The sequence below is a fragment of the Brachybacterium sp. UNK5269 genome (genome assembly GCF_049266655.1).
GTDB lineage: Bacteria > Actinomycetota > Actinomycetes > Actinomycetales > Dermabacteraceae > Brachybacterium.
This window is the reverse complement of record NZ_CP184883.1, coordinates 3,533,036-3,550,060: the sequence shown is the minus strand read 5'-3', so window position 1 is coordinate 3,550,060 and position 17,025 is coordinate 3,533,036. Positions and strand designations below refer to the sequence as shown.

13 protein-coding genes and 1 pseudogene are annotated in these 17,025 nt (G+C 73.8%); 9 read left to right on the top strand and 5 right to left on the bottom strand.

The features are described from left to right. Window positions 1–47: 47 nt before the first annotated feature. From ACOJUI_RS16410 to ACOJUI_RS16390, 5 genes are all read right to left on the bottom strand, one after another. A complete protein-coding gene (locus tag ACOJUI_RS16410; protein ID WP_422115996.1) occupies window positions 48–3,515 on the bottom strand; it encodes a S41 family peptidase in 3,468 nt (1,155 codons plus the stop codon). A 25-nt stretch (window positions 3,516–3,540) separates the two neighbouring features. Continuing rightward, on the bottom strand, window positions 3,541–4,323 hold the full coding sequence (locus ACOJUI_RS16405; RefSeq protein WP_422115995.1) for an S-layer homology domain-containing protein: 783 nt from the start codon (window positions 4,321–4,323) through the stop codon (window positions 3,541–3,543). Beyond that, window positions 4,314–5,264, bottom strand: a complete 951-nt coding sequence (locus ACOJUI_RS16400; protein WP_422115994.1) for a hypothetical protein — start codon at window positions 5,262–5,264, stop codon at window positions 4,314–4,316. The genes ACOJUI_RS16405 and ACOJUI_RS16400 overlap by 10 nt, the downstream gene beginning before the upstream one ends. Window positions 5,265–5,378: 114 nt before the next feature. Continuing rightward, window positions 5,379–6,446: an LLM class flavin-dependent oxidoreductase gene (locus tag ACOJUI_RS16395; RefSeq protein ID WP_422115993.1), complete on the bottom strand. Its 1,068-nt coding sequence runs from the start codon at window positions 6,444–6,446 to the stop codon at window positions 5,379–5,381. Between the two features lie 49 nt (window positions 6,447–6,495). Then, a complete protein-coding gene (locus ACOJUI_RS16390; RefSeq protein ID WP_422115992.1) occupies window positions 6,496–7,545 on the bottom strand; it encodes a LacI family DNA-binding transcriptional regulator in 1,050 nt (349 codons plus the stop codon). Window positions 7,546–7,986: 441 nt separating this feature from the next. Between ACOJUI_RS16390 and ACOJUI_RS16385 the strand changes: the two genes are divergently transcribed. From ACOJUI_RS16385 to ACOJUI_RS16345, 9 genes and pseudogenes are all read left to right on the top strand, one after another. Then, complete coding sequence (locus tag ACOJUI_RS16385) at window positions 7,987–9,006, top strand: carbohydrate ABC transporter permease (RefSeq protein ID WP_422115991.1); 1,020 nt, start codon at window positions 7,987–7,989, stop codon at window positions 9,004–9,006. Next, window positions 9,003–9,899: a carbohydrate ABC transporter permease gene (locus tag ACOJUI_RS16380; protein WP_422115990.1), complete on the top strand. Its 897-nt coding sequence runs from the start codon at window positions 9,003–9,005 to the stop codon at window positions 9,897–9,899. The genes ACOJUI_RS16385 and ACOJUI_RS16380 overlap by 4 nt, the downstream gene beginning before the upstream one ends. 80 nt (window positions 9,900–9,979) lie before the next feature. Continuing rightward, the gene (locus ACOJUI_RS16375) at window positions 9,980–11,374 is read left to right on the top strand and encodes an ABC transporter substrate-binding protein (RefSeq protein ID WP_422115989.1); all 1,395 of its coding nucleotides are present in this window, start codon (window positions 9,980–9,982) and stop codon (window positions 11,372–11,374) included. 93 nt (window positions 11,375–11,467) lie between these two features. Continuing rightward, on the top strand, window positions 11,468–12,226 hold the full coding sequence (locus ACOJUI_RS16370; RefSeq protein WP_422115988.1) for a glycerophosphodiester phosphodiesterase: 759 nt from the start codon (window positions 11,468–11,470) through the stop codon (window positions 12,224–12,226). A 22-nt stretch (window positions 12,227–12,248) separates the two neighbouring features. Further along, window positions 12,249–12,443 (top strand): annotated as a pseudogene (locus tag ACOJUI_RS16365) (glycerophosphodiester phosphodiesterase); the annotation flags it as partial. Window positions 12,444–12,568: 125 nt separating this feature from the next. Then, entirely contained in the window at window positions 12,569–12,880 is a 312-nt protein-coding gene (locus ACOJUI_RS16360; protein ID WP_422117696.1) for a hypothetical protein, read from the top strand. After that, the gene (locus ACOJUI_RS16355) at window positions 12,877–13,617 is read left to right on the top strand and encodes a glycerophosphodiester phosphodiesterase (protein ID WP_422115987.1); all 741 of its coding nucleotides are present in this window, start codon (window positions 12,877–12,879) and stop codon (window positions 13,615–13,617) included. Before ACOJUI_RS16360 ends, ACOJUI_RS16355 begins: the two co-directional genes overlap by 4 nt. A gap of 200 nt (window positions 13,618–13,817) precedes the next feature. Next, window positions 13,818–15,161 carry an NADP-specific glutamate dehydrogenase gene (gene gdhA, locus ACOJUI_RS16350; RefSeq protein WP_422115986.1) on the top strand — a complete coding sequence of 448 codons (1,344 nt, stop codon included), beginning with the start codon at window positions 13,818–13,820 and terminating at the stop codon, window positions 15,159–15,161. Window positions 15,162–15,608: 447 nt separating this feature from the next. Continuing rightward, a complete protein-coding gene (locus ACOJUI_RS16345) occupies window positions 15,609–16,994 on the top strand; it encodes a hypothetical protein (RefSeq protein WP_422115985.1) in 1,386 nt (461 codons plus the stop codon). The last annotated feature ends 31 nt before the right edge of the window (window positions 16,995–17,025 follow it).

Genomic DNA, 17,025 nt, shown 5'->3' with positions numbered 1-17,025 from the left:
CCCGGCCTGGCGGGGGGGCGGCGCGGACGCGGCGAGGGCGGGTCCGGTCAGGCCTGCGGGCGGCCGAAGCGCGGCGCGGGCAGGGGCGGGGCGACGGCGGCGGGCCGCTGCTCCAGCAGCGCGAGCGCCTCGGTGACGCCGCGCTCGAGCTGCGGGTCCGTGCCCGCCACCCAGGCGTTCGGGGGCAGCGGGACCTCGATGTCGGGCTCGACGCCGTAGTTCTCGATCTCCCAGTCCTCGCCCTCGAACCAGCTGGCGTACTTGGGCTGGGTGACCCCGGTGCCGTCGACCAGGTCGAAGCGGCCGTCGATGCCGATCACCCCGCCCCAGGTGCGGGTGCCGATGATCGGGCCGATGTCCATCGCCCGCGCGACCGCACCCACGATGTCGCCATCGGAGCCGGCCTCCTGATTCGTCACCAGCACCACCGCGCCGCGCGGCGCGAAGGCCGGGTAGGTGCCGGGGGTCTGGTGGCGCGGGTAGTCCCAGGACAGCACCCGCCGGGCGAGCCGGTCGGTGACCAGCTGCGAGGTGTGGCCGCCCGCGTTGTACCGCACGTCCACCACGAGTCCCTCCCGGGTGGTGGCCTCGCGCAGGTCGCGGTGCATCTGCGCCCAGCCGGAGGAGACCATGTCGGGGATGTGCAGGTAGCCGAGCCGGCCCCCGGAGAGCTCCGCGACCAGCTCGCGGCGCGAGGCCACCCAGGCCTGGTAGCGCAGCTGGGAGTCGTCGGCCAGGGGGGTCACCGCGACCCGGCGCTCCCGTCCGTCCCGCTCCAGCACCAGTTCGGTGGGCGTGTTGGCGGAGCCCACCAGCTGCCCCTGCACGCCGGTGCCGCCGGCGCCGACCTCCCGGCCGTCGACCCGCAGGATCGCGTCCCCCACCGCGGCGTCCACGCCGGGCGCCAGCAGCGGCGAGCGGGCGTCGGGGTCGGAGGAGTCGCCGGGCAGGATCCGGGTGATCACCCAGCGGCCGTCCCGGTGCTCGAGGTCGGCGCCGAGATGGGCCGGGAGCATCGGGGGGTCGGCCTGGTAGGGCGCGCCCTGCACGTAGGCGTGGGAGGTCCCGAGCTCGCCCTGGACCTCCCACATCAGGTCCTGGAAGTCGTCGTCGGTGACCACGCGATCGATCACCGGGTCGTACCAGGAGGTCATGGCGTGCCAGTCCATGCCGTCCAGGTCCGCGCGCCAGAACTGCTGGGCCATGATCCGGTAGTTGTCCCAGAGCATCCCGCGGCGCTCCGCGACCGGGTCCACGAACAGCCGCAGCCGTCCGGTGTCGATGACCACGCGGGCCGGGTCCTCGTCCTCCACCTTCCGGGTCGCGGGGATCTGCACCCAGTTCTCGCCCTGCTTCACCACGAGCGTCTCGCCGTCACCGGAGGCGGTGAGATCGGTGACGCCCTCGGCGAGCACGTTGAGGGTGCGGTCCGCGAGGCTCCAGCGCTCGAGGGTCGGCTTGGGGTCCTCGCCCTCGACCCCGGCGCGGGAGCTCCCCAGCACGCCCTGCTGGGGGTGGCGGAGCCAGACGAAGCCGCCGGTCACCGCGGTGAGGTGCGAGTAGTAGCCGGAGACCACCGGGAAGGGCACCAGGCGGGACTCGATCGACTCGAGGTCGATGCGGGTGGCGGGGGGCCGCTTCGCGTCCTTCGCGCCGGCAGCGCTGGAGCTGGAGGCGGACTCGGCCGAGGCCGCCGCGCTCGCCGACGGCCCCTCGCCGCTCGCGCTCTCGGCACGGTCGGCGTCCTCCGTGCCGCCCCAGCCGTCCGGATGCGGACCGAAGGGGTCCGGGGTGGTGCGCTCGAGCGGCAGCAGGAAGGGGCGCTCGGCGTTGACGAAGCCCAGGTCGAAGACCATGTCGTCGTACACGGTCTCGAAGGTGCGCAGCGAGAGCAGCGCCAGGTGCTTGCCGTCGGTGCTGAACGCCGGGGCGGAGTCCTGGTAGCGGCCCGAGGTCAGGGCGCGGCCGGAGGGCTCCGGATCCTGGGTGTCGGCGATCATCAGCCGGGTGAGCTGCCACGCGTTGGGCTGAGCCCACACCAGCCAGCGGCCGTCCGGGGACCAGGCCAGGTCGCGGATCTCCCCGCCGTCGGAGCGGCCGATCTCGCGCACATGGTCCAGCCGTGGGGCCGCGACGGCGCCCGGCGCGTCCTGCTCCCAGTCGGCGGTGCCGACGGGGGAGGTGGTGGCGGGGTCGGTGAGCCCGCGCAGGGTCACCAGGCGCACCACGTCGTCGTGGGTGGAGATCGCGACCTTCGAGCCGTCGGGGGAGGGGATCGCGTGGAGGATCCGGCCCACCTCCCCGAGGTCCAGGCGGATCTCCTCGCCGCCGCCGTCGAGCCGGGCGAGGGCCAGCACGTCGGAGCCGACGCCCCCCTGCTCGCGGTCGCGCTGCGCCTCGACGTCGCTGACGAACAGGGCGAAGGGGGTGCGGCCGAGGGGGCGCACCTCGCGCAGCCGCAGGCCGCAGGTCCCGCCGAGCAGCCGGGCCGGGCCGCCGCGGTGGGTGAGGGCATGGGCGGAGCCGCGCCATTCGACCACGCTCGCCCGGGCGTCGTGCACGGGCCGCATGGCCAGCAGGTTCTTCGTCGCCGAGGCCGGCCGGGGCAGCCGCGCGGCGCCGACGCCGGTGGTGCGCACGTCGATCTCGCGGGGCTCGGCCTCGAGCGAGTCCATCGCGAACAGGCGGCCGCGCGAGCTGAAGACGATGCTGGCGCCGTCGGTCGCGGGTTCGCGCAGGTACCCCTGCTCCGCGCGCAGGCGGGTGTGGACCTGCAGGTCGGAGCCGTCCAGTGCGACCGACCAGAGGTTGGCGGTGGCACGGTCGGTGCGGGCGGCGCCCGGGCCGGGGGTGTCGGAGGCGAACAGCAGGCGGTCGCCGTACCAGGCGATCCGCAGCTTCGAGGCGAGGACCTCGTCCAGCAGCGGCTCCCAGGAGCGGCTCGCATGCGCCGCGAGGGGGGCCTCCAGCGGCACGTCCTCGCGGGAGAGCCAGAGCTTGACGGCGGTGCCGCCCTGGTAGTGCTTCCAGGAGGCCTGGTCGCGGCGCCAGGGGGTGGAGACCACGGTGGTGCCCGAGGGGTGGATCGCGAGCTCGCCGCTGCGGCCCAGCGGCAGCACCTCGGCATGGCCCTCGAGGTCGATCGCCCACAGCTGGGCGTCCCGCGCGAGGGGGGCCCCGTAGCTGGTGGAGGCGACCACGCGGGAGTCGGGCAGCCAGCCGACGACCTTCGTCGCGGGCCGTCCCCAGGCGGTGAGCCGTCGCGGGGCGCCCTCGCCGTCGGCGCCGATCACCCACACCTCGGGGCCGCCGGAGGCGCGGGAGGTGAAGGCGACATGCCGTCCGTCGGGCGAGAAGCGCGGATAGGCGACGGGGGCGCCCTCGTCGGTCAGCCGCCAGCCGCGGCCGCCGGCCAGGGGCGCGAGCCAGACGTCGTCGGCGGCGGTGAAGGCGATGACCTCGCCGTGCACGTCGGGGTGGCGAAGATAGGCGGCAGAGGAGGGCGTCGTCGACATGGGCCCACCCTATGCGCGGGCAGGGTCAGGCGAGGGCGTCCGCGATGACGGCGTCGGCCCGATGCACCGCGACCGCCAGGTCCGCCCGGGTCACGCGGTCCTGGCCGGCCCAGTCCGCGAGGGACCGGATCGGCGGGGTGATCCCGGCGGCCTCGAGCCAGGCGACGTCGGGCAGGGCGGAGCCGGGTTCCGGGTCCTGCGGCAGCGCGGTCCCTGCCGCGGCGTCCCAGCTGACGCCCACGCCGGTCAGCGCGGGGCGCAGCAGAGCGGCGAGCATCATCGCCGCGCCGTCGCGGGTGGCGGGCTGCTCCGGATGGACGCGCAGCTCGGCGTCGCCCCACAGGGCCCCGCGGCCGTGCAGCCAGACCAGCGCCGCGGCCTGCGCGGGGTCCTCGCAGAGGTCCGCGATCGGGGCCGGGGCGGTGGCCAGGGGGACGGCCGGGGCGCCGGCGAAGCGGTGCAGGGCGAGGGCGACCTCGGCGCGGGTGACGACGGCGTCCGGGGCGTAGGCGGTGGCCGAGACCGCGGGCTGCACGCCGGTCTCATGGGCCCAGTGCATCGCCTCGGCGCCGGGCGCGCCCGGCGCGACGTCGGCGAACGGGTGCGCGGCCGACGGGGTCGACTCGCGCCCGCGCCGCAGCGCCCCCGCGACCACCGGGAGCGCGACCGCGGTGGCGGCGCCGACGAGCAGCACCGCGCGCCGCCCGGTCCGACGGCGCGGGGCGGGCGCCGCGGGAGGGGTGGGGGCGAGGGGCGGGGCGCCGGCGGGGCGGCGCAGCCGGGGCGGGGCGGGCCGTCTCAGAGCCATCGCAGCTCCTGCATCCGTCGCACGATCGCCCAGCTCACAGCCAGGTTCCCCCAGCCGTTGAGGTGGATCCCGTCGGGCGCGCACAGCTCCTCCGGCACGATGCGCCGCTCGAGCGCGCCGTGGGTGGCGGACTGCTCGAGCAGGCGCAGCGGCGCCAGCGGCGGGCAGCAGAGGCCCTCCTCGGAGGTCAGCAGGGCGCCGAGGTCCAGGAAGTGGGCGCCGTAGCGGCGCTGCTGCTCCCGGTTGACCTCGGCCACCGCCGCGGCGGTCGCGGAGCCGACGGGGTCGGAGGAGGTGGGCCACTGGCCGAGCACCAGGTTGTCCCGCGCGGGGTCGGCCGCGGCCTCCCACATGCGCTGGGTGTCCTCGAGCACGCCGCTGACGTCGAGGATGTTGTTCTTGCCGATCCACAGCACCTGCCGGGAGTCCGCCGCGACCGCGGCCAGGGCGGAGCGGAAGACGCCGTCCCCGACCGCCGCGGCGGGATCCTCCGGGACGAAGTGCCAGGTGCCGCTCGAGCCGTCGAGCAGGCCGGGGATCCCGTCCACGGCCCCGGGCACCCGGATCGGTCCGGCCGGGGCGAGCCCGGAGTCCAGCGCGACCGGCACGCCGCCGGCCGCGCCCTCGCCCGTGGGGCGCAGGCGCGGGGTGTCCAGGCCGCGCATGAGCAGGGTGTGCGCGGAGCGGGTGGCGCCGACGCCGAAGGCGTGGACCACGGCCGGTCCCGCCGCGAGGGCGAGGTGCTCGTGGATGCGGACCGCCAGCGGGGTGGACTGGTCGCCGCCCTCGGAGCTCATCGAGGAGGAGCCCCACAGGGTCAGCGGCCTGGCCTGCGGCCCCGGGCCCAGCAGCCGCCGGGACGCCTCGCTGCCGGTGCGGGCGAGGGAGCCGTCGGCGGGACGCGGTGCGGCAGGCGCGGCGGCGATCGGCGGCGGGGGCATCGTGGTCCTTCGCGGTGGTGCTGGTCGAGCGCACCGACCGGCGCCCACGACGCCTCACCCTACGGGACGAGGAGGCCGCCGGCCCCGCGCGCCGAGCACTCCGTCCCGGCGCGCTCAGGCCACCGGATCGCCGACCACGGGACCGGCGGTGTTCGGCCTCCAGCCCAGCTCAGGGGCCACATGCTGGGCGAAGCTCTCCAGGATGCGGAGGTTCAGGTCCACCCCGGCCTGGGAGGGGATGGTGAGCATCAGGGTGTCGGCGCTCATCACCGCGGCGTCGTCCCTCAGCTGCTCGACGAGCTGGTCCGGCTCGCCGGCGTAGGTGCGGCCGAAGGTCGAGCGGTGCCCGTCGATGATCCCGATCTGGTCGGAGGTCTCGCCGGGGCGCAGTCCGAACAGGCGGCGGTCCTGCGCGGTGACGATCGGGAACACGCTGCGCGAGACCGAGACCCGCGGCGCATGGGTGTGCCCGGCCGCGCGGAAGGCGGTGCGGAAGCGGGCGATCTGCTCGGCCTGGAGATCGCCGAAGCGGGCGCCGGTGGCCTCGGTGAGCAGGGTCGAGCTCATCAGGTTCAGGCCCTGACGGCCGGTCCACTCGGCGGTCTCGCGGGAGCCGGCGCCCCACCACAGGCGGCGGACCAGGTCCGGGGAGTGCGGCTCGATGCGCAGGTCCTGGCCCGGGCGCACCGGGGCGCCGTAGGGCCGCTCCGCCGCGCGCGCCATGCCCTCGCCGCGCACGGCCTGCAGGAAGAGGTCGAACTTCTCGCGGGCCAGGTCGGCGCCGCGAGGATCGGTCGAGCCGGTGTACCCGAAGGCCTCCCAGCCGCGCTCGGCGGGCTCCGGGCTGCCCCGGGAGACGCCGAGGGCGAGGCGCCCGTCGGCGATGAGGTCCAGCGCCGCGGCCTCCTCGGCGAGGTGCAGGGGGTTCTCGTAGCGCATGTCGATCACGCCGGTGCCCACCTCGATGCGCCGGGTGCGGGCGGCGATGGCCGACAGCAGGGGCATCGGCGCCGCGGACTGGGTCGCGAAGTGGTGCACCCGGAAGTAGGCGCCGTTGACGCCGAGCTCGTCCGCGCCGACCGCGATGTCGATCGCGTCGTGGAGCATCTGGCGGGCGTCGAGCCCGCCCTGGGCGGGGCTGCCGCCGTAGTGACCGAAGCTGAGGAATCCGAAGGCTCTCATGGCGGCCACACTACCGGGTCGTTGAATCTTGCACCAGCGGGGTGCGTCCTCAGCGTCGCAGATGCTCCGGCACCGTGGACAGGGTCCGGCCGGGCACGACGTGCCCGCGCACCTCCGTGTGCCGGGCGAGCGGCGCCCGGGTGGTGGGCGGCCCCTCGGCATCCCCCTGGGCGCTCACCAGCAGCTCCTCCATCCGCGCCACCGCCCGGTGGGCGACCTCCGCGACCGGCAGGCGCACCGTTGCCAGGCCGATCAGGTCCAGCCCGTCGCCGAGGCCGTCGAAGCCGACCGTGCTGACGTCCTCCGGCACCCGGATGCCGCGCGCGGCCGCGGCCCGCAGCAGGTCCAGGGCCACGTAGTCCACGGGGCACACGATGCAGCTCAGGGACTGCGCACGGGCGACCTCGAGCGCCCGCACCACGCCCTGCTCCACCGGCAGCAGCTCGACGGGGACGGTGGTGACCCCGAGCTCGCGGCAGCGCTCGACGAGGCTGCGCGAGCGCAGGTCGAAGACGCGGGAGTAGAGCAGCGGGGCGGTGAGCACGGCGATCCGGCGGTGACCGCGGGCGGCGATCTCCTCGGCCATGAGCCGGCCGTGGGCGCGCTCGTCGTAGCTGACCGAGTCGATCCGGGGGTGCTCGTTGGGGCGGCCGACGATCATCAGCGGCACGGCGCTGACCGTCTCGGCGAGGTCCTCGGCGGCGGTGACGCCGGTGCCGACGAACACGCCGGCCACCCGCTGGCCGATCAGGCGGTGAAGCCCCTCGACCTCGGCCGTGCCGTAGTCGTGCCGGAAGGCGGTCACCGAGATCAGGGTGCGGCCGGCCGCCTCGACGGCGCGGTGGAGCTCGGCGTGGAGGTGCCCGTAGGCGGGGTTGGTGGCGTCGCGCAGCAGCAGTCCGAGCTGGCGGCCGTGGCGCTGCGCGAGGCCGCTGGCGACCAGGTTGTGCACGTAGCCCAGGCGCCGCGCGGCCTCGTGGATCCTGATCATCGCGTCCGCGGAGACCCGCTCGCCGCCGTTCTGGAACACCCGCGAGACGGTGGAGCGGGAGACCCCGGCGGCCCGGGCGACGTCCTCCATCGTGGGCGATCTGGGCATGCGCGACCTTCTTCCCCCGGTCGGGGACGGCCGGCGTGTCCGGCGCAGGATAGCCCGGCCCCGTCGGCCCGCCAGGGCCGGACGGTGACCTCCCGGTGAAGTCCCGGTTCGCCTCGTCGCGCCCCGGACCGGCGGGCGGGGAACTCTTGTCGACCGGACGGTGAACGTTCGATGGAATCGCCGCCACCGGCGGCCCCGGACAGGCCGCGACGGCGGGTCCGGGGCGGGGTGGGAGCGCTCCCACCAGGGCGGATGCGCGGAGTTCACGCCCAGTTCACCGCCCGTCGCGGGCAGTGGCGCGGGCGGCTCGGACCTCCCTAGCGTGAGGGACGTCGACGGCGCCGGAGCGGCCTCCCGCCGCCCCGCCCGTCACCCCCGTCCCACCGCGAGGACCCCGCCTGCCGGGGCCCGACCTCCGCACAGGAAGCTGGGAGCGCTCCCATGACCATCGCAGTTCGCCCGAGGAAGTCCTCGGGACCGTCGGCCCCCGCCGGCACCGAGGAGCCGGCGTCGACGAGCCCCGCTCCGTCCGGCCCCGCCCCGTCGATCCCGGCCGCGCGGCGCGACACGCCGCAGCGGCGCCGCCGTCGCCGTCGCGACGCCCTCCTCTTCGGCGCCCTGATCGCCCCGAACCTGCTCGCGATCATCGTCTTCTCGTACTACCCGGCGATCTACAACGTGGGCCTGAGCTTCTTCGAGTGGGACTTCGTCTCCCCGAACCCCGAGTTCGTGGGCCTCGCGAACTACCTCGACATGGTCACCTCGGCCGCCTTCGGCCAGGTCATGCTCAACACCCTGATCTTCACCGGGGTGAGCGTCTTCGGCTCGCTGGCCGGCGGCATCGTGCTGGGCAGCCTGCTGGCCACCAAGCTGCCGCTGACGGGCTTCGCCCAGACCATGGCCTTCGCCCCGCACATGCTCCCGGGTGCGGCCGTCGGCATCCTCTGGCTGTTCATGTTCGACCCCAACTACGGGCTCTCCCGCTGGGTGTTCTCCCTGTTCGGCGCCGACTCCCCGGCCTGGACCACGACCTCGGACTGGTCGCTGTGGGCGATCACGATCGCCTACACCTGGCAGCGCCTCGGCTTCGTCACCGTGATCTGCTACACCGCGATCCTCGACCTGCCGCGGAGCCTCTACGAGGCCGCCGCCCTGGACGGCGCCCACGGCTGGAAGCTCTTCCGCCACCTCACGCTGCCGCTGCTGAGCCCGATCACGTTCTTCCTCTCCATCACCGGCATCATCTCCGCAGCGCAGGCCTTCGACATCATCTCGATCATGACCGGCGGCGGTCCCGGGAGCTCCTCGAGCACCCTGAGCTGGCTGGTCTACGAGGAGGCCTTCCAGAAGTTCGACATCGGCGCCGCCTCCGCGGCCGCCACCATCCTGCTGGTGCTGCTGCTGGTCCTGACGTTCGTCCAGGTCCGCATCGGCGAGAAGAAGGTGAACTACGACTCATGAGCGCCACGGCCCTGAAGGCGGAGGAGCTCTCCGCCGCCGCTCCCCGCAACACCGGACGCCGGCGCGGCCCCCGCCGCCCCGCCTGGCTGACCGCCCTGCTGTTCGCCGGCGTCCTTCTCACCCTCGCGATCTTCACCGTCCCGCTGTACTGGCTGTTCTCCTCCGCGATGAAGCCCCAGCAGGAGATCTACACCTGGCCCCTGCAGTGGATCCCCTCCACCCTGACCGTCGAGAACTTCGTCGCGGCCTGGGAGGCGGCCCCCTTCGACCGCTTCTACCTGAACTCGATCATCACCACCTCGGTGGGCACCGCCCTGGAGATCTCGCTCGCGATCCTGTGCGCCTACGCCTTCGTGTTCGTCGAGTTCCGGTTCAAGAAGCAGGCCTTCGTGCTGCTCATCGCCTCGCTGATGCTGCCCGGCCACGTCACGCTGATCGTCAACTACATCACCGTGGCGAACCTGGGCTGGCTGAACTCCTACGCGGGCCTGATCCTGCCCGGCATCGGCAGCGCCTTCGCGATGTTCCTGCTGTACCAGTACATGCGGACCATCGACAAGGACATCCTGCAGGCCGCCGAGATCGACGGCGCCGGGCACCTGCGCCGGATGCTCACCATCGTGGTGCCGCTGTCCAGCCCGATGATCCTCACCGCCACCCTGATCGTGATGGTCGGCAAGTGGAACGAGTACGTCTGGCCGCTGATCGTCACCAGCACCGCCGAGATGCGCACCCTGCCCATCGGCCTGCTCTTCCTGCGCAGCCAGGAGGGCTACTCGAACTGGGGCGTGATCATGGCCGGCGCCGTGTTCGTCTCCCTGCCGATGCTCGTCCTGTTCTTCCTGGCCCAGAAGCGCATCATCGGCGGCCTCGCCGCCGGCGCCCTGAAATGAGCCCGGCGCCGTCGCGCCGCCCCACCCCCCCGCACGCTGTCGACCACCCCGCGCCGACACCTTCCCAAGGAGCGACTGACATGTCCCGCATCCCCCTGAACCTCTCCCGCCGCCGCCTGCTGGCAGCCCTCGGCCTCGGCGCCGGCGCGGCCGGACTGGCCGCCTGCGGCGCCCCGAACGCCAGCGGCGACAGCGCCGAGAGCAATCTCCGCGAAGGCTTCACCCAGGCCGACCTCACCGTCCCCGCCGAGTACGAGGGCCGCACCCCGATCCTCTTCTGGGCGCCGTTCACCGGCACCAACTACGAGGTCCTCGCGCAGCTCTTCACCGAGTTCAACGAGTCCCAGGAGGACATCGTCGCGATCGCCGAGTCCGTCGGCAGCTACGCGGACCTCAACCAGAAGTTCACCGCCGCCCTGCAGGCCCGCACCGTGCCCGACATCGTCTGCTTCCCCGAGATGCAGTGGCTGCAGTTCTACCAGTCCGATGCGCTCGCGCCGCTGGACGGCTACTTCGACCAGGAGTGGAGCACCGACGTCTACCTGCCCAACTACGTCGCCGAGGGCAAGGCGGCCGGTGAGACCTTCGTGGTGCCCTTCGCCCGCTCCACCCCGCTCTTCTACTACAACAAGACGCGCTACATCGAGGCCGGGCTGCCCGAGGAGGGTCCCGAGACCTGGGAGGACCTCGCCGCCTTCGCCCCCGAGCTCGCGAAGATCGAGGTCGAGGGACGCCCGCTGTCGGCGATCGCCTTCGGCCCCGACGCCTGGCACGGCCAGGCCGACATCTGGGGCTTCGGCGGGGCGAACGCCACCGAGGACTTCCAGGTCACCATCGACGACGAGCAGGGCGTGGAGTGGCTGGAGTGGATGCGCACGTTCATCCACGAGGACGGCCACGGCTATCTGGCCCAGGACTCCGGCACCGACTTCGCCTCCGGCCTGGCCGCCGGCTGGCGCGGCTCCACGGCCTCGCTGACCGGCCAGACCAAGGCCACCGAGGGGGTCTTCGAGATCGGCACCGCCTACATGCTGTCCAAGGAGGGCGAGCAGAAGCAGGTCCCCACCGGCGGCTCCGGCCTCTCGATCGTGCGCACCGAGTCCCAGGAGCGCCAGGACGCCTGCGCCGAGCTGTTCCGCTTCCTCGCCCAGCCCGAGAAGGCCGCCGACTGGCACATCGGCACCGGGTACGTGCCGATCGTGACCGCCGCCCAGGAGGTCCAGTCCGTCAAGGACCAGGTCGCCGCGAACCCGAACTACGGCGTCGCGCTGAGCCAGCTGGAGAACGCCCGCACCGCCGACTACACCAACTGGGACCAGGGCTCGGTCACCGAGATCGGTGCCGCCATGGGCCAGGTCTTCGGGGACGACGCGGACCCGAGGACGGTGCTCGGCGCCCTCGCCCCGACGCTCCAGGAGGCCCTGGACGACAACCGCGAGGACTACGAGGCCGTCGAGTTCGAGGGCTGGAACTGACCCTCTGACCGACCCCGTCGCGCGGTCCCGGGCGCACCTCGCCCCGGGGCCGCGCCCCCGCACCGCCTGCCACCGATCGAGGAGACCGAGACCATGACCCCCCAGCACCCCGAGCTCGTCGGGCACCGCGGAGCCGCCGCGGTGGAGCCCGAGAACACCGTCCGCTCCTTCCGCCGGGGCGTCGCCGAGGGCTCCCAGTGGCTCGAATGCGATGTGCACCTGAGCGCCGACGGGCACGACGTGATCCTCCACGACGCGACCCTCGACCGCACCGCCCAGGCGGAGTCCCCGCTGCGCACCGGCGCGGTCGCCGAGCTCACCCGCGCCCAGCTCGACCGGGTCCTGGTGGGCGAGGGTGAGCACATCCCCACCCTGGCCCAGGTGCTCGAGGCGGCCGTGCGCGAGGACGGCACCCGGGTGCCGCTGCTGGTGGAGATCAAGGCCCCCGCGGCCGCCGACCGGGTGGTGGAGATCCTGCTGGCGCACTTCGCGCCGAGCGCCTGGGCGGACCCGGCGACCGCCCCGGCGATCGTGCTGTCCTTCCACGAGGAGCCGCTGCGCCGCGCGGCGGAGCTGGCCCCGCAGATCCCGCGCATGCGCACCACCACCGCGACCTCTCCCGCCTGGTGGGAGTCGTGCCGGGCGCTGCAGGTCGCCCATGCCGGGGTGCGCATCGCCGACGCCCGCCAGGCCGACGTGGAGCGGGCGGCGCAGCTCGGGATCACCCTGAACCTGTGGACCGCCCGGACCGAGGAGGAGCTGGAGCGGGCCCTCGAGCTCGGCTGCGACACCATCACCGTCGACGACCCCGCCTGGGCCTTCGCCCTGATGGCGCGGCGCGTCGCCGCCTGACCCCGCTGCGAAGGAGCTCGCCATGACCCGGCCCCTGATCGTCGGCCACCGCGGCGCCGCCGACCTCGCGCCCGAGAACACCCTGGCGGCCTTCCGCCGGGGCCTTCTCGAGGGCGCCGACATGCTCGAGTGCGATGTGCACCTGAGCGCCGACGGGCACGACGTGATCCTCCACGACGCGACCCTCGACCGCACCGCCCAGGCGGAGTCCCCGCTGCGCACCGGCGCGGTCGCCGAGCTCACCCGTGCCCAGCTCGACGAGGTCCTGGTGGGCGGGGCCCGGCCCGGGTCATCTCCTTCCGGATCGAGGCGCTGCGCCGGATCGGGCAGCTCGCCCCCGCCGTGCCCCGCGGGTACCTCGCCGGCGAGCTCACCGGGACCGTGCTCGCCGAGGCCGTCGAGGTCGGCGCCGCGACCCTGGCGATCCGCGCCTCCCAGCTGCGGGAGGGAGACTTCGGGCGGATCCGCGCGGCCGGCATCGTCCCGCTGATCTGGTCGCTGCGCGCCGAGGAGCACATCCGCCTGGCCGTCGACCTCGGCATCCCCTGGCTGGGGGCGGATGATCCCGCCCGCACCCGGCGCCTGGTCGAGGACCAGCTGGGCCGCGCCGCCGCCTCCCGCCCGCTCACCGTCCCCGCCCCAGGAGCGCCATGACCACGCCGTCCGTCCTCTCCGCCCCGCCGCGCCCCGCCCTCGTCGGCCACCGCGGCGCCAGCGCCCACGCCCCCGAGAACACGCTGGCGGCCTTCCGCCGCGCGCTCGAGGATGGTGCGCAGCTGCTCGAATGCGATGTGCACCTCAGTGCCGACGGGCAGGTGGTGGTGATGCACGACGAGACCATCGACCGCACCGCCGCGGCGGACTCCCTGCTGCGCACCGGCGCGATCGGCGACCTCACCCGGGCCGAGCTCGACCAGGTGCTGCTCGCCCAGGGCGAGCACGTCCCCTCCCTTCAGGAGCTGCTGGCGATGACCACCGTCCCGGTGTTCATCGAGGTCAAGGTCGCCGCGGCGGCCGCGGCCGTCGCCCGGGTGCTCGCCGCCCTGCCCGCGGGCTCCCCGGCCGCGGCCTCCACCGTCATCTCCTTCCACGCCGAGGCCCTCGCGGAGATCCGCCGCACCACCGCCACCCCCGTCTCCTACCTGGTCCGGCAGGTCGACGAGGAGGCGCTGGCCGTCGCCCGCGAGCTCGGCGCCGCCGGCCTCGGCCCCTCGATCGACGGCCTCAGCCTGCGCGCGGCGGAGGCCGTCCGCGCGGCCGGGCTGCAGCTGAATCCCTGGACCATCAACCGGAGCGAGCAGCTGGCCGTCGCGCTCGCCTGCGGCGCCGACACGATCACCACTGACGACCCCGCCTGGGCCCGGCAGGAGCTGGAGAGGCAGGGCCGCTGAGGCGCGCGGCGACGTGATCTCGGCGACTCCGCCCGTCGGCCGCGTGCGTGGATGCATGACCATCGCAGCCCTCTGCATGTTCACTCATCGAACGTCCCGTGCTCCGCGGCGGGTGTGCGCGTACTGTGGGCCGCGCTCAGACCCCGATGCCCCCAGGCCCCCGGAAATTCTCGGCCGCCAGGGCCTCTGAAAGGACCGCGATGCTCGACTCGAACCTCCAGGACACCTTTGACCAGGTCCTCCGTCGCAACCCCGGCGAACCCGAGTTCCACCAGGCTGTCCGCGAGGTCTTCGAATCGCTCGAGGTCATCCAGTCCCGGCACCCGGAGTACCAGGACCACAGCATCCTGATGCGGCTCAGCGAGCCGGAGCGCCAGATCATCTTCCGCGTCCCCTGGGTCGACGACCAGGGCACCGTGCAGGTCAACCGCGGCTTCCGCGTCGAGTACAACTCGGCGCTGGGCCCCTACAAGGGCGGCCTGCGCTTCCACCCCTCGGTCAATCTCGGCATCGTGAAGTTCCTCGGCTTCGAGCAGATCTTCAAGAACTCCCTGACCGGGCTGCCCATCGGCGGCGGCAAGGGCGGCTCCGACTTCGACCCGCACGGCCGCTCCGACGGCGAGGTGATGCGCTTCTGCCAGTCGTTCATGACCGAGCTGCACCGCCACATGGGCGAGTACACCGACGTCCCCGCCGGCGACATCGGCGTCGGCGCCCGGGAGATCGGCTACCTGTTCGGCCAGTACAAGCGCCTGACCAACCGCTACGAGGCCGGCGTCCTGACCGGCAAGGGGCTGGACTGGGGCGGCTCCCTGGTGCGCAAGGAGGCCACCGGCTACGGCGCGGCCATCTTCGCCGACGAGATGCTGAAGGCCCGGGGCTCCGGCGTCGAGGGCCGCCGCGTGGCCGTCTCCGGCTCCGGCAACGTCGCGCTGTACGCGATCGAGAAGGTCCGCCAGCTCGGCGGCATCCCGGTCACCGCCTCCGACTCCTCCGGCTACGTGGTCGACGAGAACGGCATCGACCTCGAGCTGCTGCAGCGGATCAAGGAGGTCGAGCGCGGCCGCATCACCGAGTACGCCGAGCGCCGCGGCAACGGGGCGGCCTTCGTCGCCGGCGGCAGCGTCTGGGACGTCCCGGTGGACATCGCCCTGCCCAGCGCCACCCAGAACGAGCTCGACGCCGACGCCGCCCGCACCCTGATCAAGAACGGCGTGGTCGCGGTCTCCGAGGGCGCGAACATGCCCTGCACCCCCGAGGCCGTGAGCCTGTTCCGCGAGGCCCAGGTGGCCTTCGGCCCCGGCAAGGCGGCCAACGCCGGGGGCGTGGCGACCTCCGCGCTCGAGATGCAGCAGAACGCCAGCCGCGACACCTGGAGCTTCGAGCACACCGAGGAGCGCCTCACCCAGATCATGAAGGGCATCCACGCCACCTGCCTGGAGACGGCCGAGGAGGTCGGCCGGCCCGGTGACTACGTGGTGGGGGCGAACGTGGCCGGCTTCCGCAAGGTCGCCGACGCGATGATCGCCTTCGGCGTGATCTGAGCCGACGCCTCTCCGGGGCTGACGTCCCCGGTCGCGCAGCTCCCGCGGGGTCACCCGGCGGCCCGCAAAGGGCCGCCCGGTGGCCCCGTCGGGGTTCCTGGGGTCTTTCGGGGCAGGAGAGGTCCTCTCGGAGCCGCCCGTGCGCTCCCCACCGGGCTACTGGAGAGTTATGTGCATCTGGCTTCCGAGGTTGGAAGCCAGATGCACATAACTCCCGGGTAGCCCTGCCCGGCGTCGGCGTGTGGGGGGCCTCCGCCCGAGGCAGCGCCACGCGCCACGCGCCCCGCTGTCGCTGAGTCATGCGCACCCGGCTTCCGCTCTCGGAAGCTGCTTGGACATGGCTCCCCGGTGATCGTCTTCCCGCGCCCATGCGGTGAGTCAAGCCCGCGACCCTGCGCGCCGTGGCACCGTGATGAGAATTGTTCGCAACAGTGTTACCGTGTGCGCATGATTCAGATGAGAACCATTGTCATGAAGCGGCGGGCCGCGGCCCTCCTCGGAATCGGCGCGCTCGCCCTGGCGGCCTGCGGCGGCGCGAGCAGTACCGGGGGCGGCGACACTGCGGGCGGAGCTCCCTCCGACGGCGGCGCAGAGCAGGCCCCCGCCTCGGACCGCACCGAGGTCGGCGCGCTCACCCCGCGGATCGTCCTCGCCCACGAGGGCGGGGTGACGACGCTGGATTCGGCCGGCGGCGCGACCCTGGCCACCACCGAGCTCGAGGGCTTCATCCGGCTGAACCCTGCGGGCGACGGCAGGCACGTCGCGGTCAGCGCGTCCGACGCGATCACCATGTACGACACCGGCCTGCTCGCCCAGGGCCACGGCGACCACTTCCACTACTACGTCCAGGACCCGGTCCTCACCGAGCTCTCCGTCGAGGCCCCGCACCCCGGTCACGTCGTGCCCCACGCAGGCCGCACCGCGCTGTTCGCCGACGGCACCGGCGCCATCACCCTCATCGACCCGACCGCACTGGGCGAGGGCGAGCTCGGGATCCTCGAGGAGACCTCGACCGAGGCCCCGCACCACGGAGTGGCGGTGCCGCTGCGCGACGGCGGGCTGCTGCTGACCCAGGGCACCGAGGACGCCCGCAGCACCGTCCAGGTCCTCGACGCCGACGGCCGCGTGACCGCGCAGACCGATGACTGCCCCGGCGTGCACGGCGAGGCGGCCGCCCAGCCCACCGCCGCCGGCGACGTGATCAGCCTGGGCTGTGAGAACGGCTCGGTGATCTACCGGGACGGCGCGTTCCACAAGGTGGCCATCGACGGGGAGTACCAGCGCTCGGGCAACCAGAAGGGCCACCAGGACTCACCGATCGTGCTGGCCGATCACAAGGTCGAGGCGGAGCCGGCCGGTGGGATCGAGCGACCCACCGAGATCGCCCTGATCGACACCCGCAATGCCACGCAGCAGATCGTCGACCTCGGCTCCGAGTACTGGTTCCGCTCCCTGGACCGCGGGACGGACGGCGAGGCCCTGGTGCTCACCGCCGACGGCGAGCTGAACATCCTCGATGCCGAGACCGGCGACATCCTCCACGAGGTCCCGGTGACCGGGGAGTGGACCGAGCCGGACAACTGGCAGGAGCCCGGCCCGATGCTGGCGGTGGCCGACGGGACCGCCTTCGTGGTCGACCCGGCCGCGCAGCGTCTGGTCATGGTCGACGTGGCGAGCGGGGAGGTCTACCGGGAGCTGGAGCTGCCGGTGATCCCGCACGAGATTCAGGTGACCACCGGCACCGCCTCCGGGGAGTACGAGCTCGTCCCGGACGCTCCTCAGCCGGGGGAGCCGAGCGATGGCGGCGGGGACCACGATGGTCACGACCACTGATCCTGCTCCCGCTCAGCCGGTCGCGCTGGCC

Bases quoted from the DNA above. Each gene is read 5' to 3' on its own strand.
- ACOJUI_RS16410 (WP_422115996.1), bottom strand. From the start codon at position 3,515: ATGTCGACGACGCCCTCCTCTGCCGCCTATCTTCGCCACCCCGACGTG.
- ACOJUI_RS16405 (WP_422115995.1), bottom strand. From the start codon at position 4,323: ATGGCTCTGAGACGGCCCGCCCCGCCCCGGCTGCGCCGCCCCGCCGGC.
- ACOJUI_RS16400 (WP_422115994.1), bottom strand. From the start codon at position 5,264: ATGCCCCCGCCGCCGATCGCCGCCGCGCCTGCCGCACCGCGTCCCGCC.
- ACOJUI_RS16395 (WP_422115993.1), bottom strand. From the start codon at position 6,446: ATGAGAGCCTTCGGATTCCTCAGCTTCGGTCACTACGGCGGCAGCCCC.
- ACOJUI_RS16390 (WP_422115992.1), bottom strand. From the start codon at position 7,545: ATGCCCAGATCGCCCACGATGGAGGACGTCGCCCGGGCCGCCGGGGTC.
- ACOJUI_RS16385 (WP_422115991.1), top strand. From the start codon at position 7,987: ATGACCATCGCAGTTCGCCCGAGGAAGTCCTCGGGACCGTCGGCCCCC.
- ACOJUI_RS16380 (WP_422115990.1), top strand. From the start codon at position 9,003: ATGAGCGCCACGGCCCTGAAGGCGGAGGAGCTCTCCGCCGCCGCTCCC.
- ACOJUI_RS16375 (WP_422115989.1), top strand. From the start codon at position 9,980: ATGTCCCGCATCCCCCTGAACCTCTCCCGCCGCCGCCTGCTGGCAGCC.
- ACOJUI_RS16370 (WP_422115988.1), top strand. From the start codon at position 11,468: ATGACCCCCCAGCACCCCGAGCTCGTCGGGCACCGCGGAGCCGCCGCG.
- ACOJUI_RS16355 (WP_422115987.1), top strand. From the start codon at position 12,877: ATGACCACGCCGTCCGTCCTCTCCGCCCCGCCGCGCCCCGCCCTCGTC.
- gdhA (WP_422115986.1), top strand. From the start codon at position 13,818: ATGCTCGACTCGAACCTCCAGGACACCTTTGACCAGGTCCTCCGTCGC.
- ACOJUI_RS16345 (WP_422115985.1), top strand. From the start codon at position 15,609: ATGATTCAGATGAGAACCATTGTCATGAAGCGGCGGGCCGCGGCCCTC.